The sequence below is a fragment of the Roseovarius litorisediminis genome, assembly GCF_900172295.1.
Classification (GTDB): Bacteria; Pseudomonadota; Alphaproteobacteria; order Rhodobacterales; family Rhodobacteraceae; genus Roseovarius; species Roseovarius litorisediminis.
Genome location: NZ_FWFL01000006.1, coordinates 86,723 through 109,221, shown reverse-complemented (window position 1 = coordinate 109,221; position 22,499 = coordinate 86,723). Strand labels below are relative to the sequence as shown.

The 22,499-nt window shown below is 58.2% G+C and carries 21 protein-coding genes; 8 read left to right on the top strand and 13 right to left on the bottom strand.

Annotated features, from left to right (window positions below; translation table 11 throughout):
* Positions 1–173: 173 nt before the first annotated feature.
* Positions 174–3,674 (top strand): DNA polymerase III subunit alpha, encoded by a 3,501-nt coding sequence (gene dnaE, locus PEL8287_RS12535; protein ID WP_085892764.1) that lies wholly within the window; start codon positions 174–176, stop codon positions 3,672–3,674.
* Positions 3,671–4,480: an alpha/beta hydrolase gene (locus PEL8287_RS12530; protein ID WP_085892763.1), complete on the top strand. Its 810-nt coding sequence runs from the start codon at positions 3,671–3,673 to the stop codon at positions 4,478–4,480. Before dnaE ends, PEL8287_RS12530 begins: the two co-directional genes overlap by 4 nt.
* A gap of 12 nt (positions 4,481–4,492) precedes the next feature.
* Here the strand turns inward: PEL8287_RS12530 and PEL8287_RS12525 are convergent, their stop codons facing one another.
* Positions 4,493–4,687, bottom strand: coding sequence for a SlyX family protein (locus PEL8287_RS12525; protein ID WP_085892762.1), 195 nt, complete (start codon positions 4,685–4,687; stop codon positions 4,493–4,495).
* A 134-nt stretch (positions 4,688–4,821) separates the two neighbouring features.
* Here PEL8287_RS12525 and hisS point away from each other — a divergent pair, with 134 nt between their 5' ends.
* Genes hisS through hisG form a run of 3 tightly spaced genes read left to right on the top strand, consistent with a single transcriptional unit; the run spans position 4,822 to position 8,155 of the window.
* Positions 4,822–6,378, top strand: a complete 1,557-nt coding sequence (gene hisS / locus PEL8287_RS12520) for a histidine--tRNA ligase (protein WP_085892761.1) — start codon at positions 4,822–4,824, stop codon at positions 6,376–6,378.
* Entirely contained in the window at positions 6,378–7,463 is a 1,086-nt protein-coding gene (locus tag PEL8287_RS12515; protein WP_085892760.1) for an ATP phosphoribosyltransferase regulatory subunit, read from the top strand. The genes hisS and PEL8287_RS12515 overlap by 1 nt, the downstream gene beginning before the upstream one ends.
* Entirely contained in the window at positions 7,460–8,155 is a 696-nt protein-coding gene (gene hisG / locus PEL8287_RS12510; RefSeq protein WP_085892759.1) for an ATP phosphoribosyltransferase, read from the top strand. Before PEL8287_RS12515 ends, hisG begins: the two co-directional genes overlap by 4 nt.
* Positions 8,156–8,379: 224 nt before the next feature.
* Here the strand turns inward: hisG and PEL8287_RS12505 are convergent, their stop codons facing one another.
* Complete coding sequence (locus PEL8287_RS12505) at positions 8,380–8,898, bottom strand: outer membrane protein (RefSeq protein ID WP_085892758.1); 519 nt, start codon at positions 8,896–8,898, stop codon at positions 8,380–8,382.
* 269 nt (positions 8,899–9,167) lie between these two features.
* Positions 9,168–9,587 carry a DUF1489 family protein gene (locus PEL8287_RS12500; protein WP_085892940.1) on the bottom strand — a complete coding sequence of 140 codons (420 nt, stop codon included), beginning with the start codon at positions 9,585–9,587 and terminating at the stop codon, positions 9,168–9,170.
* A 97-nt stretch (positions 9,588–9,684) separates the two neighbouring features.
* Between PEL8287_RS12500 and PEL8287_RS12495 the strand changes: the two genes are divergently transcribed.
* Positions 9,685–11,979: an adenosylcobalamin-dependent ribonucleoside-diphosphate reductase gene (locus PEL8287_RS12495; RefSeq protein WP_085892757.1), complete on the top strand. Its 2,295-nt coding sequence runs from the start codon at positions 9,685–9,687 to the stop codon at positions 11,977–11,979.
* 100 nt (positions 11,980–12,079) lie between these two features.
* On the opposite strand, the gene argE is transcribed toward PEL8287_RS12495, so the two are convergent.
* The 8 genes from argE to PEL8287_RS12455 all read right to left on the bottom strand — a co-directional run bounded on the left by argE (position 12,080) and on the right by PEL8287_RS12455 (position 18,036).
* The gene (gene argE / locus PEL8287_RS12490) at positions 12,080–13,243 is read right to left on the bottom strand and encodes an acetylornithine deacetylase (RefSeq protein ID WP_176228638.1); all 1,164 of its coding nucleotides are present in this window, start codon (positions 13,241–13,243) and stop codon (positions 12,080–12,082) included.
* Positions 13,244–13,572: 329 nt separating this feature from the next.
* Entirely contained in the window at positions 13,573–14,112 is a 540-nt protein-coding gene (locus PEL8287_RS12485; RefSeq protein ID WP_085892755.1) for an adenine phosphoribosyltransferase, read from the bottom strand.
* Positions 14,113–14,174: 62 nt separating this feature from the next.
* Positions 14,175–14,576 carry a hypothetical protein gene (locus tag PEL8287_RS12480; protein ID WP_139837790.1) on the bottom strand — a complete coding sequence of 134 codons (402 nt, stop codon included), beginning with the start codon at positions 14,574–14,576 and terminating at the stop codon, positions 14,175–14,177.
* A 118-nt stretch (positions 14,577–14,694) separates the two neighbouring features.
* Positions 14,695–14,931, bottom strand: coding sequence for a hypothetical protein (locus PEL8287_RS20055; protein ID WP_085892753.1), 237 nt, complete (start codon positions 14,929–14,931; stop codon positions 14,695–14,697).
* A gap of 220 nt (positions 14,932–15,151) precedes the next feature.
* Complete coding sequence (locus tag PEL8287_RS12470) at positions 15,152–15,778, bottom strand: LysE family translocator (RefSeq protein WP_085892752.1); 627 nt, start codon at positions 15,776–15,778, stop codon at positions 15,152–15,154.
* Positions 15,768–16,133: a hypothetical protein gene (locus PEL8287_RS12465; protein ID WP_085892751.1), complete on the bottom strand. Its 366-nt coding sequence runs from the start codon at positions 16,131–16,133 to the stop codon at positions 15,768–15,770. Before PEL8287_RS12465 ends, PEL8287_RS12470 begins: the two co-directional genes overlap by 11 nt.
* A gap of 66 nt (positions 16,134–16,199) precedes the next feature.
* A complete protein-coding gene (locus PEL8287_RS12460) occupies positions 16,200–17,072 on the bottom strand; it encodes an S-methyl-5'-thioadenosine phosphorylase (protein ID WP_085892750.1) in 873 nt (290 codons plus the stop codon).
* 145 nt (positions 17,073–17,217) lie between these two features.
* Complete coding sequence (locus tag PEL8287_RS12455; RefSeq protein ID WP_085892749.1) at positions 17,218–18,036, bottom strand: cysteine hydrolase family protein; 819 nt, start codon at positions 18,034–18,036, stop codon at positions 17,218–17,220.
* Between the two features lie 131 nt (positions 18,037–18,167).
* Here PEL8287_RS12455 and PEL8287_RS12450 point away from each other — a divergent pair, with 131 nt between their 5' ends.
* Positions 18,168–19,082 carry an AraC family transcriptional regulator gene (locus PEL8287_RS12450; protein ID WP_085892748.1) on the top strand — a complete coding sequence of 305 codons (915 nt, stop codon included), beginning with the start codon at positions 18,168–18,170 and terminating at the stop codon, positions 19,080–19,082.
* A 165-nt stretch (positions 19,083–19,247) separates the two neighbouring features.
* Positions 19,248–20,882, top strand: coding sequence for a SulP family inorganic anion transporter (locus PEL8287_RS12445; protein ID WP_176228637.1), 1,635 nt, complete (start codon positions 19,248–19,250; stop codon positions 20,880–20,882).
* Positions 20,883–21,049: 167 nt separating this feature from the next.
* On the opposite strand, the gene PEL8287_RS12440 is transcribed toward PEL8287_RS12445, so the two are convergent.
* Together PEL8287_RS12440 and PEL8287_RS12435 are read right to left on the bottom strand one after the other, a co-directional pair.
* Positions 21,050–21,739 carry a sulfotransferase family protein gene (locus PEL8287_RS12440; RefSeq protein ID WP_176228636.1) on the bottom strand — a complete coding sequence of 230 codons (690 nt, stop codon included), beginning with the start codon at positions 21,737–21,739 and terminating at the stop codon, positions 21,050–21,052.
* Between the two features lie 119 nt (positions 21,740–21,858).
* On the bottom strand, positions 21,859–22,464 hold the full coding sequence (locus PEL8287_RS12435; RefSeq protein WP_085892747.1) for a flavin reductase family protein: 606 nt from the start codon (positions 22,462–22,464) through the stop codon (positions 21,859–21,861).
* Positions 22,465–22,499 lie beyond the last annotated feature (35 nt).

Below are 22,499 nucleotides of genomic sequence, written 5' to 3'. Positions count from 1 at the left end.
TGAGTTGCCGCATTGTGAATTTTGCTACTTTATCAACATACTAAAGGAGCCTTGAGTGATTGCCTTGGTTTTCTTGAAACTGCTTCTGGACGGCACCGGAAATTTTTTCCAGGTGCAGGCCGGACCTACGCATTGAGGTGGCAGACGGCCAAAGCCTGTCTTAGGGTAGGGGCATGAGCACTGATCCCCGATTCATCCACCTGCGCGTGCATACCGAGTATTCGCTTCTTGAAGGGGCGATGCGCCTGAAGAAACTTTCCGGCCTCTGTGCTGCGGCAGGCATGCCCGCAGTGGCGGTGACCGACACCAACAACATGTTTGCAGCACTTGAGTTCTCAGTGACGGCAAGCGGGGCAGGTATCCAGCCAATCATGGGTTGCCAGGTTGACATGGCCTATGTCCCGGCGACGCCGGGCGAGCGGGCCAAGCCACCCGCCCCGGTGGTTTTGCTGGCGCAGAACGAACGTGGCTATGAAAACCTGATGAAGCTGAACTCTTGCCTGTACCTGCGGGGGGATGGTGAATTACCGCATGTAACGGCAGATGATCTGCAGCGGCATGCCGAGGGGGTGATTTGCCTTTCGGGTGGACCGGACGGGCCGGTTGGCCGCTTGCTGCAAGCGGGGCAACGCCCAGCGGCCGAGGCGCTAATGGCGCGGCTGAAGGCGGCCTTTGGTGATCGGCTTTATGTCGAGCTGCAACGACACCCAGGTGAAAACGGTGCGCCGGAGGCGGAAAAGCTGACCGAGCGCGGCTTTGTCGAAATGGCCTATGCGATGGGCCTGCCACTAGTGGCCACAAACGATGTCTATTTCCCCAAGTCCGAGATGTACGAAGCGCATGATGCTATGATTTGCGTGGCCGAAGGGGCCTACGTTGACCAAAGCACGCCGCGCCGCCGCCTGACCGCGCAGCATTATTTCAAAAGCCCACAGGAAATGGTGACGCTTTTCGCCGATCTGCCTGAGGCGATTGAAAACACTGTTGAAATTGCCAAGCGATGTGCTTTCGGTGCCTATTGCCGCGATCCGATCCTGCCAAAGTTTGCCGATGATGAAGTGGACGAATTGCGCCGACAAGCCAAAGCAGGCTTGCAGGCGCGCCTTGCAGTTATCCCGCATGCCGCACCGGTCGAGGACTACGAGGCACGGCTCGAATTCGAGTTGGGCATCATCGAGGGTATGGGCTTTCCTGGTTATTTCCTGATCGTCGCGGACTTTATCAAATGGGCCAAGGATCACGATATTCCGGTGGGTCCGGGGCGCGGATCGGGTGCAGGCAGCCTTGTGGCCTATGCCCTGACGATCACCGATCTTGACCCGCTGCGTTATTCGCTGCTTTTTGAGCGGTTTCTGAACCCCGAGCGAGTTTCGATGCCGGACTTCGATATCGACTTCTGCATGGATCGCCGCGAGGAGGTGATCCAATACGTGCAGGAGAAATATGGCCGCGACAGGGTGGGGCAGATCATTACCTTTGGTGCACTTCTGAGTAAGGCTGCGGTGCGCGACATCGGCCGGGTTTTGCAGATGCCGTATGGGCAGGTAGACCGGTTGTCCAAGATGATCCCGGTGGAAGGCGTTAAACCTGTCAGTATCGAGCAGGCACTGGCCCAGGAAGACCGTCTGCGCGAAGAAGCCAGGAACGAAGAGGTGGTCGATCGCCTGCTGAAATATGGCATGCAGGTGGAAGGGTTGCTGCGCAATGCCTCGACCCACGCGGCCGGCGTGGTGATCGGGGATCGCTCATTGGATGAGTTGGTGCCGCTTTATCAGGACCCGCGTTCGGATATGCCAGCAACGCAGTTCAACATGAAATGGGTCGAACAGGCCGGACTGGTGAAGTTTGACTTTCTGGGTCTGAAAACTTTGACCGTGATTCAAAATGCGATTCAGCAGATCCATGGTGAAGGGCGCGATCTGCATGTCGCTGCCGATGGTCGCCGGATCTACGAGCCCGCGCCGGGGGCCGAGAATGATATCGGACATATCCCGCTGGATGATGAAAAGACGTATGAACTTTATGCGCGGGCCAAAACTGTGGCGGTGTTCCAGGTTGAAAGCTCGGGCATGATGGACGCGCTAAAGCGCATGAAGCCGACCTGTATCGAGGATATCGTGGCGCTTGTGGCACTTTATCGTCCCGGCCCGATGGAAAACATTCCGACCTATTGCGAAGTCAAGAACGGCCTGCGCGAGATTGAATCGATCCACCCCCTGATCGACAGCATTCTTGAGGAAACCCAGGGCATCATCGTCTATCAGGAACAGGTGATGCAGATCGCCCAGGTGATGGCAGGCTATAGCCTTGGTGGTGCTGATCTTCTGCGCCGCGCGATGGGTAAGAAGATCAAAGAGGCGATGGATGCCGAACGACCCAAATTTGAAAAAGGCGCGGGTGAGAACGGTGTTGAAAAGAAAAAAGCCAGCGAGGTTTTTGACCTGCTGGAGAAATTTGCCAACTATGGCTTCAACAAATCCCACGCCGCTGCCTATGCGGTGGTCAGCTATAAGACGGCGTGGTTGAAAACCAATCACCCGGTTGAATTTATGGCTGGTGTGATGAACTGCGATATTCACCTGACCGATAAGCTGGCAGTTTATTTCGAAGAGGTGAAAAAGGGGCTGGATCTGCCTTACCTGCCGCCCTGCGTAAACCGGTCAGAGCCGACGTTCGTCGTGCGCGAGGGGGCATTACACTATGCGCTAGGGGCTTTGAAGAACGTGGGTGTTGAGGCGATGAAGCTGATCACCGAGGGACGTGGCGACAAACCGTTTGCAACGCTTTACGATTTTGCCCGACGGGTCGATCTGAAACGGGTTGGCAAGCGGCCATTGGAAATGCTGGCGCGTGCAGGCGCCTTTGATGAGTTGGACCGCAACCGTCGCCGTGTGTTTGACAGTGTCGAGGCGCTGACGAATTACTCGGCAGCGATTCATGATCAGAAAAACTCGAATCAGGTGTCGCTGTTCGGTGAGGCGGGCGATGACTTGCCCGAACCACGTCTGAGCCCGGTAGAAGACTGGCTGCCTGCGGAACGCCTGACCGAAGAATTCAAGGCGATAGGCTTCTATCTGTCCGGTCACCCGCTTGACGACTACATGGCCGCCTTGCGACGCAAAGACGTGAAAACGCTGGACGAAGTGACGGTACAGGCCGAGCGCGCCCCTGCGATTGTGAAAATGGCGGGCGTTGTGGCCGGACGGCAAGAGCGCAAGTCGGCGCGTGGCAATCGATTTGCCTTTGTCCAGCTCAGCGATACAACCGGGGGGTACGAGGTGACGTTGTTCTCGGACACGCTGGAGAAATCGCGCGATTACCTCGAGACTGGTGCGCAGGTGGTGATTACTGCCGAGGCGACGTTGGAGAGCGACCAGTTAAAATTGTTGTGCCGTTCCGTGGCGCCGATTGACAATGTGGTGGCCGACGCGGGCGCTGTGGGCCTGCGGATATTTGTAGATCAGGCCGACGTGATCCATACCGTCGCTTCGGTGCTGCAGAATGCAGCGCAAACGGTCAAGACAGGTGGACGAGGCCCCATTCATTTCTGCCTGATGGATCAGGGCCTGCCCGGTGAGGTCGAAATTGCGACCGGTCAGGAGTATCCGGTTACCCCGCAAATCAAAGGCGCCATAAAAAGCCTTGGTGGCGTTGTGATGGTGGAAGAGTTGTGACAACCGGCAGCACTGCGCAGGAGTTTGACGCCTATACCCTGTTTGATGATGTGCCTTATGGCACAGCAATGCTGAACGGTACTGAAACCATACTGCACGCGGCGCTTTATCTGCCCAATTCGTATTCAGCGCCGCCGCCCTTGTTGCTCTGGCTGCACGACGGGGCGTTCAAATTTGGCAGCTATAAACAAAGGATTTGTGGCCGGGTCGGGCGCCGAATGGCGCGGGCAGGCATCGCTGTAGCAGCCATTCAATACCGGCTTAATGCCACGCCCGAAGATCTGTCGCCAACTGTGCGCGACCAGTTCGACGAACTGATGGGCAAAAGCACGCGGTTGATCCGCAACGGTCTAACCCATCACCGGTCGCTGGCCGCGATGGAGGATTGCGTGGTCTTCCTGAACTGGGCCGAGCAGCAGGCCGATCTTTACGGTTGGTCTGGCGGCCGGGTCATCGGCGGAATGTCAGCGGGTGGCATCACCGCCTTGAATGCGCTTTTTACCGCGCCTTCGCTTGGCCTGAATCGTCCGCCCGTGGCTGGCGTATTCTGCTTGTCGGGGGGGTATACCTATCCCGATCTGGTTCACGCGCCGACGCAAACCAGGGTGCTGGCCCTTCACAACCCAGATGACAGACGGGTGTCGATCCGCGGCGTACGGATGTTAAAGGAAAAACTGGGCGACCGGATGGAGCTTTTGGAATCCGACAGCATGATTCACGGGCGTATCGCGCTGACGCCGGATGAAAGGCCGATGGTCAGTTTTGCGCGCTTGTCCGAATTTGTCCGCAAAGCCGTGAATCAGTAATTTCAGAATGGGCTACCAGTGTGGTGGGCGCTCGTCCCCCAAAACCACTTGCGGGCTATTGGTCGCTTCGCGTTCGGCCTCGCGTTCCAGCAGCAACTGAACACGGCGGGTCAGCATGGCAATCTCGGTTTCCTGCCGGGCCACGATGTCTGACAACTCGTCTGTTGTGCGGGTCAGATGCGCGATCTGTTCTTCAAGTTTTTCCATGTTTGCAGGTGTACGGTGCAGCGCCTGCGCCGGTCAATAGCATGTGTATCGTCCCGGCGGGGAAAGCCGCGCCTTGCCCCCGATGCGCCCTTGGGCTAGACCCCGCGACGACAGCCACCCGCAAGGACCAAGCCATGGCCAAGCCTAAAAAACAACCCCGCCCCAAGGCTGAAACGCCGAAAGGGTTTCGCGATTATTTCGGCGCCGAAGTATCCGAACGCGCCGAGATGCTGCAAAAGATCGCCGGGGTCTATCATCGCTACGGGTTTGACGCGCTGGAAAGCAGTGCGGTGGAAACGGTCGAGGCGCTTGGCAAGTTCCTTCCGGATGTGGACCGTCCAAACGAGGGCGTCTTTGCCTGGCAGGACGAGGACGAGAAATGGCTGGCGCTGCGCTATGATCTGACGGCGCCTTTGGCGCGGGTTTACGCACAGCATCGCAACGATCTTCCGACGCCCTATCGGCGCTATGCCATGGGGCCGGTCTGGCGCAATGAAAAACCGGGGCCGGGGCGGTTTCGCCAGTTTTATCAATGTGATGCGGATACGGTTGGCACAGCGAGCATGGCGGCAGACGCCGAGATTTGCGCGATGCTTGCCGATTGCCTTGAAGAGGTCGGCATCCCCCGCGGCGACTATGTGGTGCGGGTGAACAACCGCAAGGTTCTGAACGGGGTTTTGGAGGCGATTGGTTTGAGTGAAGACCTTCTTCTCAATCCTCGCCCAATGACAGTCGATGAAGCCGCAGATGCTCTTTACGCCGAAATGGTCAGGAGGAACATTGAGCAGATTTCGCGAGCTGATGTCCTTCGTCAGATCGACAAGTTCGACAAAGTTGGCCTCGAGGGCGTCAAAGCCCTTCTGACAGACGGTCGAGAAGACAGTTCGGGTGCTTTTATTGAGGGTGTTGGCCTTACTGAGGATGCAGCAGAAAGAGTTCTACTGTTTCTAACATCTCGCGGGCATTCGAATTCTGAAACCTTGGCCAATCTGCGCGCGGCGGTCGGTGGCTCGGACATGGGCATGCAAGGCGTCAACGAACTCGAGGAAATCGCCACCCTCCTCGCCGCCCAAGGCTATGGTCCCGACCGCATCGTGATCGACCCTTCGGTGGTGCGCGGCCTGGGCTACTACACCGGCCCTGTTTTCGAGGCCGAACTGACCTTTGAAATCTTTGACGAAAAAGGCCGCAAGCGCCAGTTCGGCAGCGTTGCGGGCGGCGGGCGTTATGACGATCTTGTCAAGCGCTTCACCGGACAGGCTGTGCCGGCCACGGGTGTCAGCATCGGCGTTGATCGCCTGTTGGCGGCGCTGCATGAAAAGGGCCGGATTGGCGGCTCGGTTCAGGGGCCGGTGGTCGTTACGGTGATGGACCGCGACCGGATGGCTGATTATCAGAAAATGGTCGGCGAATTGCGCGCTGCCGGTATCCGCGCCGAGGTGTACCTCGGTAACCCCAAGAGCTTTGGCAACCAGTTGAAATATGCCGATAAGCGCAACAGCCCCGTCGCGGTGATCGAGGGCGGCGATGAAAAGGCCAAGGGTGTGGTGCAGATCAAGGATCTGATCCTTGGCGCGCAGATTGCGGAAAATGCCACGCTGGAAGAATGGAAAGAGCGACCCAGCCAGTTTGAAGTACCCCGTACGCAACTGGTTGAAAAAGTTCGCGAAATTCTGGGCGGGCAGGGCTGATGCCTGAACGCGCCGCAATTCGGGCCGAGGCCACCCGTCTGCGCACCATGTTCGAGGCGGCAGGGGCGCAGCCGGTTGAAACCTCGGTGCTGCAACCCGCCGAGGTTTTGCTGGACCTTTATGGCGAGGATATCCGGGCAAGGGCCTATGTGACATCGGATGCGTTGCGGGGCGAACAGATGCTGCGCCCGGATTTCACGGTGCCTGTCGTGCAGATGCATATGGAGCACGGGGCCGAGCCGGCGCGTTATACCTATTCGGGCGAGGTTTTCCGGCGGCAGGAAGATGATGCTGACCGCGCCAATGAGTATACGCAAGTCGGGTTCGAGCTGTTTGACCGCGAGCAACCACAGGCGGCGGATGCAGAAGTTTTCTTTATGATTTACAGCATGTTGTCGTCTTTTGAATTGCGCGCCTCGACCGGAGATATCGGTATCCTGATGGCGGCAGTCGAAGGGTTGCAAACAACCGAGCGGCGTAAGCGGGCCCTGATGCGGCACATCTGGCGCCCGCGGCGGTTTCGGGCACTGATCGAGCGATTCTCGGGGCGGGCGGTGGTGCCAGAAAGCCGGATGGCCCTGCTGGCCGCGCGGGATCCTCTGGCTGCGGCCGGTCCGGTGATAGGGTTGCGTGGACTGGATGAAATTTCAAGTCGCATCAATGCCTTGCGTGAAGATGCAGCGGCTGATCCGATCTCGGAACAGGACGTGTTGTTGATTGATGCCATTCTGGCGGTGCGTGAAACCAGCGACAATGCGCTGGAGCGGCTGCGTGATATCGCGGTGGATATGCCGGCGATCACGACCGCCGTAGACCGGCTGGCGGCGCGGCTTGATGCGCTGGATAAACGCGGCGTAGACGTTACGAAACTGGATTTTGAGGCCAGCTACGGACGGACACAGATGGAATATTATGACGGTTTTGTCTTTGGATTTTATGCAGAAAATCGCCCCGACCTGCCGCCGGTGGCAACGGGTGGGCGCTATGATGCGCTGACCCGGCAACTGGGGCAGGGGCGCGAAATTCCGGCAGTGGGTGGCGTGATCCGGCCGGGGCTTCTTCTGGAACTGGGAGGCGTCGGATGAGCCTCAAACTGGGTGTACCGTCCAAGGGGCGGCTGATGGAAAAAACCTTTGACTGGTTCGGTGAGCAGGGCATTACGCTGGGGCGCGCCGGGTCGGACCGGGAATATGCGGGTTTTGTCCAGGGTATTGATAATGTTGAACTTATCCTGCTGTCTGCAGGCGAAGTGCCGCGCGACCTGGCCGCCGGGCGCATTCATCTTGGGGTAACGGGCACGGATCTGGTACGCGAAAAACTGGGCGGTTGGGAAAACCGGGTGAAGGAACTGGCCGAACTGGGGTTCGGGCATGCGGATCTGGTGTTGGCGGTGCCGACTTGTTGGGTGGATGTGAACACGCTGGATGATCTCGATGCCGCCGCCGCTGCATTTCGGTTAAAGCACGGATTTCGCTTGAGAATTGCCACCAAGTACCACCGTCTGGTGCGTGATTTTCTGCGCGACAATGGCGTGGCGGATTACCAGTTGGCGGATAGTCAGGGCGCCACCGAGGGCACGGTCAAGAATGAAACCGCCGAGGCGATAGCCGATATTACCTCGACCGGCGACACGTTGCGGGCGAACCATTTGAAAATACTGGATGATGGGCTGATTTTAAAGTCGCAGGCGACGTTGTTCAAATCACGGATGGCCGAAATGAGCGATGCAGATCGCGCGACTTTGGTTGCGCTGAAGGAAAAGCTGCGGATCGACTGATCGAACTTTGTAAAGCCACTTCGGTTCATGGCGTCGAAATAGAGCACCCGCATGAACCTGAGAATCATTCGCATAATTTTCCCGGCGTAAACCCGGTGTGCCAATCGCACCGAAGGTGCCAGACCGGCGCGCGCATCGCGCGCTCAATTGGATCAGACCAGCCTAATCTGGCGGTGCAGACGCCCCGGAAAGGGCGCCTGCGGTTTGTCTGCAAGAAGTGAAAGTCAGAAGCGGAATGTACCGCGGATCTGAACGGTGGTCGCTTCTAGATCGCTACCTGTTGAGCCGAAATTGTCAAACTCGTGATACAGAACCTCGCCACCGACCGAGAAGTTTGCCGAAACAAGATGTTCGTAGCCAGCACCGATGAAATAACCATTGTCGTCGCCGGCGTTATTGGTATCGGCCCAGGCGTAGCCTGTGGTGCCATAGATCAGGCCATTGCCAACCTTATAGCCGCCACGGGCTTTGAGGCGAAAAATTTCCTCGACGTCGGTGGTGCCGATGGTGATGTCGGCAAAGTCATAATCCAGACCGGCACCGATCACCCAGTTGTTGCCCAGATCATAGTCATAGCCACCGACGATACCGCCGATGACACCATCGTCGTCACCACCCGGGCTGGCATCGACATTGGCAAAACCAATCTGGGCACCGCCATAGAAGCCTGTCCAGTCCTGAGCGAATGCAGGCGCGGTCATAAGCGTGATTGCGGCTGCGATAAGGGGGGTCGATTTAAGCATTTTCACGTCCTTTTGGTTACATTTCTGTCCGTTGCACACTGGGTGCGTCCGACTATGGCGGACATGGGGATAGCACCCGTATAAGGCAAGTGTGGTCGTAGTAGCGTTTGTTCAACTGGGCGTGACCGGAGTGGCTGAAAATTGCTGATGCGTGGATGGGCTGCGCTGAAAACTGCCTGTGTTCAATCAGTTCTCGGAAATGTGATCGCCCCATTCGGGCGCCCGCCCGCCCACCCTGTCCGCCCTCATGGGGCGATTTGGGGAATTGGTTAAAGCACGCCTATGTCCGCCAGTGCGGCGGATAGTTCAGGCGGCAGGCAGTCTTCACTGGCCCGTCCCTGTGTCAGGTCGGGCGGAGCATCAGACGGGCTGAGATAGCGCCAGCCCTGGAACGGGCGTTTTGGGGCGGTGGCGGTGCGGATCACCTCGGGGTCAAGCACAAAGGCGCAACGGCGGATTCCGTCATTTCCGATCACTTCGTCAAACCGGATCAGGCGCTGGCGGCATTGTAACATCCCCTGAAATACCCAGTAGATCGAGCCACCCTGCAGGATTTCGGCTTCGCGTTTCGGCCACATCCGGGTGATGTGGCGCGGCAGGCCATCCGGGCCCTGCGCACGGGGCGTGGATTGCCAGTCGCTCAGCCCTTCGACCGAGGTTGTTCCGACGCTGAGTTTGATCAGGTGCATTGTCACCACAAGAATCCCCACATTGGGCACATAGGGTAGTGGAAATGGCGACGGCTTCAAGCTATTGTGGTTGCCTGCTGGCCCAAGGAATCGCTACATGACCCGATTTTCCACCCCGATCGCCGAACAGATCTGGAATATGAAATACCGTTTCAAGGCGCCGGATGGCACGCCCCACGACAAGACGGTCGAAGATAGCTGGCGTCGTATTGCAAGGGCGTTGGCGCAGGTCGAGAACGACAAGGATCTGTGGGAAGACCGGTTTTACGGGGCGCTGGAGGATTTCAAATTCCTGCCGGCGGGGCGTATCACCGCAGGGGCGGGCACGGGCCGCAAGGTGACGCTGTTCAATTGTTTTGTCATGGGCACGGTGCCCGACGACATGGGCGGGATATTCGACAACCTGCGAGAGGCGGCGCTGACGATGCAGCAGGGCGGCGGGATCGGCTATGATTTCAGCACGATCCGGCCCAAGGGCGCGGATGTAAAGGGCGTGGGGGCCGATGCCAGTGGCCCGCTGAGTTTCATGGATGTGTGGGATGCGATGTGTCGCACGATCATGAGTGCGGGGTCACGGCGCGGGGCGATGATGGCGACGATGCGTTGCGATCACCCCGATATTGAGGGTTTTATTGCCGCCAAGGCCGATGCGGTGCGTTTGCGTATGTTCAACCTCAGCGTACTTGTCACCGATGAATTCATGGCGGCGGTCAAGGCCAACGGGCCCTGGGATCTTGTATTTGACGGTAAGGTCTATCACACCATTCAGGCGCGCGATCTGTGGAACCGGATCATGCAGGCGACCTATGATTTTGCTGAACCTGGGGTGATTTTCATCGATCGGATCAATGCCGCCAACAACCTGAGCTATTGCGAGACCATCGCAGCCACCAACCCTTGTGGCGAGCAGCCTTTGCCCCCCTATGGGGCCTGCCTGTTGGGGTCGATCAACATGGCAAAGCTGGTCAGAGATCCGTTTGAAGAACGCGCGCATCTGTGTGAAACGGCGTTGAATGATCTGGTAGGTAAAGCCGTCAGGATGATGGATAATGTGGTGGATGCGTCAAAATTTCCGCTTGAGGCACAGGCCGCCGAGGCACGGGCCAAACGGCGGATTGGTCTTGGGGTCACGGGACTTGCCGATGCGCTGCTGATGGTGGGTTTGCGCTATGGATCGGATGAGGCCGCAAAGCAGACCGAAGACTGGCTGCATGCGATTGCACGGGCGGCTTATCTGGCGTCGGTAGACCTGGCGAAAGAAAAGGGCGCGTTTCCCCTGTTTGACGCCGAAGCCTATCTGGCCAGTGGCACGATGCAAGGCATGGACGAAGACGTGCGTGCAGCGGTGGCCGAACATGGTATTCGTAATGCGTTGCTGACCAGTATCGCGCCGACCGGAACGATCAGCCTTTATGCGGGCAATGTCAGCAGCGGCATCGAGCCGGTCTTTGCCTATGCCTATACCCGCAAGGTGCTGCAGAAGGATGGCAGCCGCACCGAAGAGGAAGTGGTGGATTACGCCGTGCGGATGTGGCGCGATAAGTTTGGCGACAAGGAATTGCCCGATTATTTTGTCAATGCCCAAACGCTGGCACCGCTGGATCACGTCAAGATGCAGGCGGCGGCGCAGAAGTGGGTGGACAGCTCGATTTCCAAGACGATCAACTGCCCCGAGGATATTGCGTTTGAGGATTTCAAAGAGGTCTATATGCAGGCCTATGAAACGGGTTGCAAAGGCTGCACGACCTATCGGCCCAATGATGTGACGGGCAGCGTTCTGAGTGTGTCCGAGAGTTCTGAAAAGGTGCCGGGCGAAGCCCCCAAACAGGTGCATGGCGATTTCCCGGCAGAGGGTGGCGAGATTGTCTATATGTCCGAGCCACTGGACCGGCCCACCGAGTTGGAGGGCGCTACCTATAAGTTGAAGTGGCCCGACAGCAACCATGCGATCTATATCACCGTCAACGATATCGTGCTGAACGGGCACCGGCGCCCGTTCGAAGTTTTCATAAACTCGAAAAACATGGAACACTTCGCCTGGACCGTTGCGCTGACACGAATGATTTCGGCCGTGTTCCGGCGTGGTGGCGACGTGTCGTTTGTCGTTGAGGAACTCAAGGCGGTCTTTGATCCGCGCGGTGGGGCCTGGATGAAGGGCAAATACGTGCCCAGTATTCTGGCGGCCATTGGCGGCATTCTGGAACAGCACATGGTGCAGATCGGATTTCTGGAAGGCGAAGGCATGGGGCTGAAGAACGATCCGCAGGCGCAGGTGGTCAATCTGGGCGGCGCGCCCAAAGGCCCTGCCTGCCCGGCCTGCGGAGAGTATGGCATGCACATGGTCGAGGGCTGCATGACCTGCGGCAGTTGCGGGCATTCCAAATGCGGGTGATCATGGGGTAACCGCGTGTTTATGCTGCACCTTAAAGAGCAGGGCTGCCAGGGTTTTTAGCCTGCCGCAACGCTAGATGTTAATTCTGTGAGAAGTGGCTTTACCGTGAAAGCCGGTCTGCGATGCCTGCCATGAATCGAAGGCCCTGTTCCAGTTCTTGAACTTCGATATATTCATCCGGCGCATGGGCCCGAGAGATCGAGCCGGGACCGCAGACCACTGTTGAAAATCCGACGTCGCTGAAATAGCCGGCGTCGGTGCCAAATGCGACAACGCTACGGCTGTTCTGGCCGGTGATCTCGCTGACAAAGGCGGCGGCGCGTTCGGCGTTGCGATCGTCCAGTGAGGGCACGTTGACCTCGGTGATGATCTGGATGTCGGCCTTTGGATTGATGGCCTTCATCGGTGGCAGCAGTTCGTTTTGGGCATACTGGGTGATTTCAGCGATGATGGCCTTGCTGTCCTGGCCGGGCATCGGGCGGAATTCCCAATCGAAATTGCACCAGCCTGCGGTGGCGTTGCGCGCGGCACCGCCTTCGATGATACCGACATTGAAGGTGCCGTAGGGCGGATCATAGGGGGTATCCGGGTTGGACTGTGCCGCCAGCCGGGCGCCGATTTCCTCGATCTTGGCGATCAGGCGCCCCGCCACCGAAATGGCGCTGACACCTTTGGTGGGATTGCAGGAATGCACCTCGACCCCGGTGATTTCGGTGCGCATTTCGGCACCACCCTTATGGCCGGTGACAATGTTCATCTCGGTCGGTTCGCCCACGATCACAATGCCGGGGCGGAAGGGTTTGCCGGCCATGCTTTCCAGCAATGGAGGCATTCCCAGCCCGCCGGTTTCCTCGTCATAGGAAAAGGCGATGTGGATCGGCCTTTTCAGGTCTGCAGCTTTGAAAAGCGGAACAGAGCCCAGAACGCAGGCAAGAAATCCTTTCATGTCCACCGACCCGCGCCCATAAAGACGCTCATCCTGGCGGATAAGCTGAAACGGGTCCGTGCCCCATATCTGTCCTTCGACCGGCACCACATCGGTATGGCCGTTCAGAACAACGCCGCCGTCCAGCTCTGGACCGATTGTTGCAAATACATTGGCGCGTTCGCCATCCGCGTCATGGGACAGGGTCACCTCAACCCCATGGCCTTCGAGATAGTCCTGAATATAGCCAACGATGCCGTGGGTTGCTTGACCCGAAACACTGTCAAACCCAACAAGGTTTTTCAGAATCTCAATTGTATAATCCAGGTTGTCGGCCAACTGCGCGCCCTTTCCGTGGTACTTGTTCTGCCGCAGCCTATAGCGGCGAAATTCGATTCTGCCAGCTAAAGATTGAGCCATGTCGCAAACAAGACAGGCAGGCGTCGCATTGGGCGTACGGTTAAGGACATGACCCTCGATGCGCTGTTCATCTCCTGCACGGCACCGGCCTTTGCGACCGCGCATTACAACACCATCGTACGCGGCCAGTTGGCCCGGTATTGGCAGCATGATCCGCCGGATATGCGCATGCCACCGGTTTGGTCGGGTGGGTATAGGTCTATTACCGAGCATCAAGAAGAGAAGACGGGTCAGGCCGTCATAGCCTGTCAGGCACCGTCGAATTCGCACAGCGTGTGCACATCCATGCCCAGCGCCTCGATTCGTTTGCGCCCGCCCAGTTCGGGCAGGTCGACGATGAAAGCACAGCCGACGATTTCACCGCCCAGCCGCTCGATCAGTTTGATCCCGGCCTCGGCGGTGCCGCCGGTGGCCAGAAGATCGTCTACCAGCAGCACCTTGTCGCCGGCCTCGATCGCGTCATCGTGGATTTCTACCACGGCCTCGCCATATTCAAGCTGATAGTCTTCAGAGATCACGGCACCGGGCAGTTTGCCCTTTTTGCGGACCGGAACAAAGCCGACGCTAAGCTGATGCGCTATGGCGCCTCCCAGGATAAAGCCGCGAGCCTCAAGCCCTACAACCATGTCGATTTCCATACCGGCATAGGGGTTCAGCATCTGGTCGATAGCCATGCGAAAGCCGCGCGGATCCGCAAACAGCGTTGTCACATCGCGGAACATGATGCCTTCATGGGGAAAATCCACGATGGTGCGGATGTAATCCTTGACGGTTCTGGTGGGGGGCATGGTGCGGCTCCGATTGTGATCCGGCAGTGGTTGTGGCGCAGGACGGGCGCGGGTGCAAGGGGTCAGGCGGCGCCTCGATATTCGGCGATAGCCTGGGTGAGGGCGCTGACCGCCCAGAGTGTGAGGCCGAAAACCACGATGCAAAGCATAAAATTAAGCGCAGACTGTATCAGACGAGGGATGCGAGCCGCCGGATTGCCAAGAAACGGAATCTCGGGGCGCAGCAGAAAGCGCGAGGCGATATAGCCAAAGAGCAGCGCCGATAGCAGCCAGTAGGTGACAGAAAAGAGGATCTCGTCATGCGCCTTGGCGAGGTAACTGGCAAAACCCACGACCAGTACCCAGCGGATGACCTGAAAAACTTCATCCGCAAGTGCCTCGAAACGACGGCCCATATCATAGCGCCAGGCCTGATCAGCAAGTTTGTCGATAAGCTGTGTCATGTGCCATGTTGTGACGACCATGTGTATCCGCGTCCAGTGGTGGCAAGCCCGACGCGCGAAGAGTTTACCAGAGCGTGGGTTTCGCCATCATCAACCAGAAGACAGCGACAAGCGCGCCAAAGGCGGGCCAGCCCAGGGCCTACCATATCCGATAGGCGCGGTGGGCTGTCAGAGGAAGTGGCGTGCGCTTGGCAAGGGCCTCGGCGGCCAGATGGTACCGCGCGAAGTCGGCGGTCGCACCGTCGATTCCTATGGCCGATATTAGCAGGGCACGCGTAACTTCAGGCAGCGCGCTATACAGCGCCTCGGGGGCGGTAAGGTGGACCGCCTCGTAGATATCCGGAGGGGCAGTCAACACCCCGGCGGCGTTGATCACATGGGTGACGCGGGCAAGGTGAGGCTGCCAAAAGGCCGGGTCGGCGGTCTGTTCGCTGGTCAGATCGACACGCAGGGGGCGTCAAATCCCATGCACGCCAGCCTTTTGGTCCGCAGTGCCGAGGCAATGACCTGTCAACGGGATGCGCGCAGCCCGCAGGCCAGATGGCACCCGATGAAGCCATCGGCGCCAAGGACCAGAACCGTGCCGGGGCGGCCCGTCATGCAGACCGGCGCAGGGTGGCGGTTATCAGCCCCATGCCGATCAGGGTCATCCCGCCCGCGCGTGTAAGCCAGGTGATAACGTTTGGCCTGCCGATGGTCTGACGCAACCGATCGGCCAGCAGCGCATAGGCCAGTGCGTTCAGCGCCGCGAGGATGACAAAGGTGGCGATCAGGATTGCGAATTGCGGGGCCAGCGGGGCGCCAATGGTGACGAACTGTGGCACGAAGGCGATGAAAAAGCCGATTGATTTGGGGTTGAGCGTAGTGACAGCCGCCGCATGGATCAAAACCTGACGCGGGGTACTGTCGGCGGTGGCGACCGTATCCAGCCCCTCGGACCGGGGCGCGCGCAGCAGTTTCACACCCAGCCAGATCAGATATGCGGCCCCAACCCATTTGAGGATCGTAAAAAGCGTGGCTGAGGTCAGAACCAACGCCCCAAGCCCGGCCAGAGAGGCGGTCATGGCGATGAAATCGCCCAACGCCACCCCGGTGGCCGAGGCAATGGCCACGCGGCGCCCTTGGCTAAGCGCATAGCTGAGCACCAGCAGAACTGTGGGGCCGGGGATAAGTAGCAGCGCAGTTGAGGCCGCAACGAAGGTCAGCCAGAGATCAAGGGGCATATTCGAAATCCGAGTTTATAGTTGGAGAGCGTCGCGCAATATCAAGTTCAGCCAGGTAACATTCGTTCATTGGCAAATTATAATAGCGCCTTCGAGCCCCAAGGAAGTCCCGCATATCATCAGGGTGCGGCTTTGATAATCCTTTTACACTTGCTAAATGGCTGCGGGGCAGCTTTGGATCCGGATACTCGAGCCAATGTTGAATTTCTACCGCCAGGTAGTCTTCGCGCTCCGTAACAACATTGACCAAGGCTTCTCTCAACAAACCGTCTTCTTGGTGCCAAACAAATATGGTGTCACCACATACTGGGAAAGTGTTGGTTGTCTTAGCCACTGGTATGTCCAACAGCGTCATCCGGCTCTCCTGATCCGACAATGGATACCTTTTCCTTTGTTGCGTACATTGCGGTAAAATTCGCCATCACAAAACCCTTCCCGCCACCGCATCGAGTTTGGCGACAAGGCCGGGATCGCGTGCCTCGGGTGCGGTGAGAACCGCGAACTCCAAAGCGCGATCACAGCCATGATGGCAGGGCGTGCGATCGGGGGTCAGCAGGGCGGGCAGGCGGGACACCATGTTGCGGGCCTTGTCGGCATTGCCCATCAGCGTGGCGATGATCTGGGTCACGTCCACCTCGCCATGGTCGGGGTGCCAGCTGTCGTAATCGGTGATCATGGCCACGCTTGCATAACAAAGCTCGGCCTCGCGGGCGAGTTTGGCTTCGGGCATGTTTGTCATGCCGATCACGTCGCAGCCCCAGACGTTGCGGTACATTTTTGACTCGGCCAGCGTAGAAAACTGCGGGCCTTCCATGGCCAGATAGGTGCCGCCCCTGTGTACGGTGATCCCAGCGTCTTTGGCGGCATTTTCGCAGGCATCGCCAAGGCGCGGGCAGGTGGGGTGGGCCACGCTGACATGGGCGACAAATCCGGTGCCGAAAAACGATTTTTCACGTGCAAAGGTGCGGTCGATGAACTGATCGACGATGACAAAATCACCCGGTGCCATTTCCTCGCGGAAAGACCCGCAGGCCGAGACGCTGATCACATCGGTGACACCCAGCCGTTTCAGCGCGTCTATGTTGGCACGGTAGGGGACAGTGGTGGGCGAATGTACATGACCGCGCCCGTGCCGGGGCAGAAAGGCCATTCTGACATCGCCCAGCGTGCCGGTCAGAATGGCGTCCGAAGGCGCCCCCCAGGGGCTATCGACAGTGACCCATTCCGCGCCTTCCAGCCCTTCGATGTCATAAAGGCCCGAGCCGCCGATGACGCCAATCATAGTTCCGGTCATAAAAAATCCCCGCCTGTAACTTCGCGTTTGTGCGCGATTGTTACGTGGCGGGGACGGAAATGAAAATGCCTATACACTGTTCCGCGAGTGTTGGTGGCCCCCCTGCCATTCATCCCCGAAAAGCAGGGGAGCGCCAGATGGCGTATCAGGCCAGCATGCTGACGACTTCATCCGTGGTCCACACGGCGTTGGCCATGTAGCGGAAGTTGGTCAGCGCGGCGAGATAGCCATCGCCTTCGGGCAGCATCGCAGCGGCGGTGGCGTCCGAGACAACGGCAACCTCGAACCCCTGTTCCAGCAATTCGCGCATATGGCTTTCGGTGCACAGGTTGGCCGACATCCCCGCCAGAATGATCTGATCCACACCGTTCTTGCGCAGTTGCAGCGCCAGATCGTTATGTTCGGGGCCATAAAGCTTGTGCGGTGACGTCACGATGGTTTTGCCGTCGTTGATATATTTCTTGTACTGCTCAAGGAAATCCGCACCTGAGCCTTCGAACCCTTCCAGGCTAAGCGCATCCTTGCGGTCAAACATGCCAATCTTGTGCATGAGTTTTTCAAGCGCGCCTTCAAACCGCCAGCCCTTGTCTGTCGGGTAGTAATAGTGAGGCGAGACGGCAACGGTGATGCCCGCCGCCTTGGCCGCCTTGAACAGGCTGTCGATATTGGCAACCGTGTTGTTACGGGTGACCGAAGCCCCGACAACACCCCAGGTAACCCCATCAGGGCTCAGGAAATCATTTTGCGGATCCGTCACCACCAGCGCGGCGCGGGCAGGATCGATCTTCATGTCGCTGGGGGGCAGGGCCGGTTTGGCCGGGGGGGCGTAAGGGTCGGCCTCTTGTGCCTGGGCGTTTCCGCCTGCGACACTGGCCGCAGTGGCAACCCCGATTGCGGCCCCGCCAACCAGCGCCTGGCGGCGGCTTATTTTCGAGTCGTTGTCATGATCGTGGCAGTTGCACATGTGACATTCCTTTTTCTGTCAGTTTGATCCTAGGTTCAAGTTGACAGGGGGGATGTGCCTTTTCGTCCCAAAATTGTGGCTCAGACGATTATTTTTGTGCCTAAAGCGCCGGGGTGCGGTATCGTTCAGTCATGGAAGACCATGATTTGCATGACCGGATATTGGGCGAGTTGGATATCAGGGCCGAACCTTTTGCGGTCTGCGCTTTGCAGGGGACCTGCACCATGGGGCTGGGCCGCAACCCCGGGGCAACGTTGCATTACGTTTTGGGCGGGCAGGGGCAGTTGTCATTCCAGTCACGCGAGCCACTGCCGCTGTCGCCAGGGCGGCTGGTGCTGGTGCCGGCCTGTGTGACGCATAGCCTGTGTAACGCGGGGGGCGGGCAAACCGGCCTGCCCGCTTGCAAACCCGCCGGTCTGAACCTGCAAGAGCATTTGGAAAAGGGGGAAGGCAGTGGCAACATGGTGGTGCTTTGTTCAAACCTGTCGCTGGGTTTGCGCAATACGCATGGGTTGATTGATTTGCTGCGTGCGCCCCTGTCACTGGATGTTACGACCAGCGCCACAGCGGAACGCGCGGTGCAGGCCCTGATGACCGAGATGACACATCCGCGCGTCGGGCGCCGGGCGATGATACGGGTATTGTTGCTGCAATGCGTCACCGAAATGTTGCGCGTAAGGATCGAAGCGCACGATCCGGCCGTGATGTGGATTGCGGCCCTTGCCGATCCTGGTCTGTGGCTGGCGTTGCGCGCGATGCTGGACAGCCCCGGTGCTGCGCATTCGCTGGAAAGCCTGGCGGCAGCGGCGGGAATGAGTCGCTCGCGTTTTGCCGAAAGATTTCAAAAGGCTTACGGTACAGCACCGATGGCGTTTTTGCGCCAACTGCGCCTTGCGCGGGCGGCGCAGCTTTTGTCCGAGCGGCGCGAACCGATCAAACGAATTGCCCAATTGGTCGGCTTTGACAGCCGTAGCGCCTTTACCCGGGCCTTTACCGCCAGCCGGGGGCAATCACCGCGGGCTTTTCGGGATGGGTGTGACACCTGAAGCGTTTCACGCTCAAGAAGGATCAAAACCCGATCCCAACACGCCATGACAGTGGTATTTACCGCAGCGCATGGCTGCATCCCGCCGTCAGGACTGGCCATATCCGACGCCACCCTGTAGAGGGTCCGTTCGAGTGCGCAACACGACACGTATCAGGACAAGACCTTGAAAAAAGCAATATTGGCAGCCTTTGCCAGCCGTCTGACCATGCCCGATCTGCAACTGATGCCGGAAGAGCGGTTGACGGTCTCACGCCTGCGGATTGAAGTTCTGGCGGGATTAACCGTGGCGCTGGCCCTGGTGCCCGAGGCCGTTGCCTTTGCCTTTGTTGCCGGGGTGCATCCGCTGGTGGGGCTTTACGCAGCATTTATTGTGGGGCTGATTACCGCCCTGATCGGCGGACGACCGGGAATGATTTCGGGTGCGACCGGCGCTTTGGCGGTGGTCATGGTGGCCCTGGTGGCGCAACACGGCGTTGAATACCTGTTTGCCACTGTAGTGCTGATGGGGTTGATGCAGATTTTTGCCGGTGTCATGCACTGGGGCAAGTTCATTCGTCTGGTGCCACATCCGGTGATGTTAGGTTTTGTGAATGGTCTGGCGATCGTAATTTTTCTGGCGCAGATGAGCCAGTTCAAAGTTCCGGGATCCATTGTGAACACAGGGCACGGCATGGGCGGCGGTGAATGGCTTTCGGGTATGCCTTTGTATCTGATGCTGGTGCTGGTCGGCTGTACGATGGTGATAATCTGGGGCATGCCACGCATCACCAAACTGATCCCGGCGCCGCTGGCGGGGATCGGGATTGTCGCCGCTGTGGTGATCGGTTTTGGGCTGGACGTGCCCCGGGTGGGTGATTTGGCCAGTATCAAAGGCGGATTGCCGACATGGCATATCCCGATGGTGCCGCTGAACTTGGAAACATTCGAGATTATCCTGCCCTACGCCGTCATTCTGGCCGCTATTGGCCTGATCGAAAGCCTGCTGACACTGAACCTTGTTGGGGAAATGACCGGCAAACGCGGTGGCGCCAGCCAGGAATGTATCGCGCAGGGCCTGTCAAATACGGTGTGCGGATTCTTTGGCGGCATGGGGGGCTGCGCGATGATCGGGCAGTCCATGATCAACGTCAAATCCGGCGGACGCACACGGGTGGCAGGCATTGTTGCAGCACTGTTTCTGCTGATCTTCATCCTGTTCGCCGCGCCGATGATCGAGCTGATCCCGCTGGCGGCGCTGGTAGGGGTGATGTTCATGGTGGTTATCGGCACGTTTGCCTGGAATTCGCTGACCATTCTGCGCAAGGTGCCATTGACTGATGCAATGGTGATCGTGCTGGTGACGGTTGTCACGGTTAAATACGATCTTGCCATCGCCGTGGTCGTAGGTGTGATCGTTTCGGCGCTGGCCTATTCCTGGAACAATGCCAAGCGTATCCATGCGATCCGGCGCGAGTCGGTGACGGAAACCGGCGCGGAAGTCTACGAAATCCAAGGCCCGCTGTTCTTTGGTTCGGCCGAAGGATTTGCCGAGCTGTTCGATGTCGCCAACGACCCGGACGTTGTGATCGTCGATTTTGCCGAAAGCCGGGTGGTTGACCAATCCGCCCTGCAGGCGATCGAGGCCGTCGCCGGCAAGTACGAGGCCGCAGGCAAACAGATCAAGCTGCGCCACCTGAGCCGCGATTGCCACCGGTTGCTGACCAAGGCCGGACACCTGATGGTCGATAGCGACGATGATCCCGATTACGAAATTGCGGTCGATTATGGCGTGCGCACCGGCATTCTGGGCGGGCACTGAAGCAGGGATTTTCGGTTGTGAATAGCTGGTCGAGCCCAAAGCGGAGCTGGAGAAGCGCAATCACATATCACGGCCTTGCGTCTGCTTCGGGCCTACAAAAGCCCGGCTGAATCTAGATCTCGGGATTCAGCTTCGATACCAAAAAGGTGCTTAAAAAGCGCCGAAATCTACTTTTTATCGAAGAAGTCGTCGTGTGCAGAATCTGTAGCCATACCATCTCCGTTCATGGCACCGGTGCCCAGCGGCGAACTCAACAGTTCCAGGACGCCGTCAAACTCTTCTTTAGAGTTGATATGTGGAAAAGCCTCATCGGGCACTGGCAAATCCAGAAGTTTGCACAGAGGCGCCCAGCCATCTTTGGCTTCGAACTTGAGCAGACGATCTGCAGTGAAAGCTTCCGCCACACGTGCATTATGTGCGTGGAATGCAGCGATTGCAGATTCCTTGTCATTGATGTCACCGCCAAGATGATCATCAATTGTAGCTTTGATCATTCGACCCCATTTTGTTCCCGCATAAAGCGCCTGAAGGTCTTTACTGAAGATCGTTTTCTGGGTGGACTGAAACCAACTTTCTGCATCACGAACGGAAAGTATCACTTTCGCTTCTGGATAGGCATCTGCAAGCTCTCGCCAATATGTCGACGCCGGAAAATCAACTGTCGCCTCATAGTTCCTGAATATGGAGTTCCAGTCCGGGTTTCCGGCCGCTACATCAAGCCATTTATCGACATGCCCGGGATTTCCCAGAACTTCGCTCATGTGATAACAAGGCGCGCCAAGCAGCGTTTCGAGCGCAACTTTCAACGAGGCCGTACCCGTGCGCCCAAACCCGGCTCCAATTACCTTTAAGGTCATGTTCCGTCCCCCCGTTTCGACGGCCAGTATAGAACCAGGTAATGCCGACACAAGAGTTCTGCGAAGGTTCGCTTTGTCCCTGCAAACCTGAATTGCCAGGCGAGCCGCGAAAAGGCGTGCTATTCGCCCGGACGTTTCAGGCTGAATTTCTCGCGGATGACGGAATAATCCTGATACCCCAACCTTGTCAGCGGGTTGTAGCGCAGCACGTCGAACATGCCGTCAACAAGGCAGTCGTCGCGCATGTGCACGCCTGTGACTTCACCAAAAACCACGAAATTTGCCGCACCGGGCAATTGTACGATCTGGGTCAGTTTGCATTCCAGCGATGCAGGTGCTGCGGCCACACGCGGGCAGTTGATGGTTACACATTCGGCCTTGTCGACCCCGGAATCGGCGAATTCATCGACCTCGCGCGCCCATGCACCCGAGGTGAGATTCATCACGTCTTTCATCGCTTCCTCCACGATGTTGGCGCAGAAAACGCCCGTTTCGCGGATATTGGCAACGCTGTCCTTGGTGCCATCCCGGTCGGGCTTGGCCGAGGTGGATGCGAACATCACCTGGGGTGGCACATAGGCGACGGCGTTGAAAAACGAATAGGGGGCCAGATTATCGGATCCATCTGCACCACGGGTTGATATCCAGCCGATCGGGCGTGGGGACACAATGGAATTGAATGGATTGTGGGGCAATCCGTGGCCGTCTTCTGGTTTATAGAACATCTGCCCTCGCTTACTGGTTTGTACCAGACCTAGCG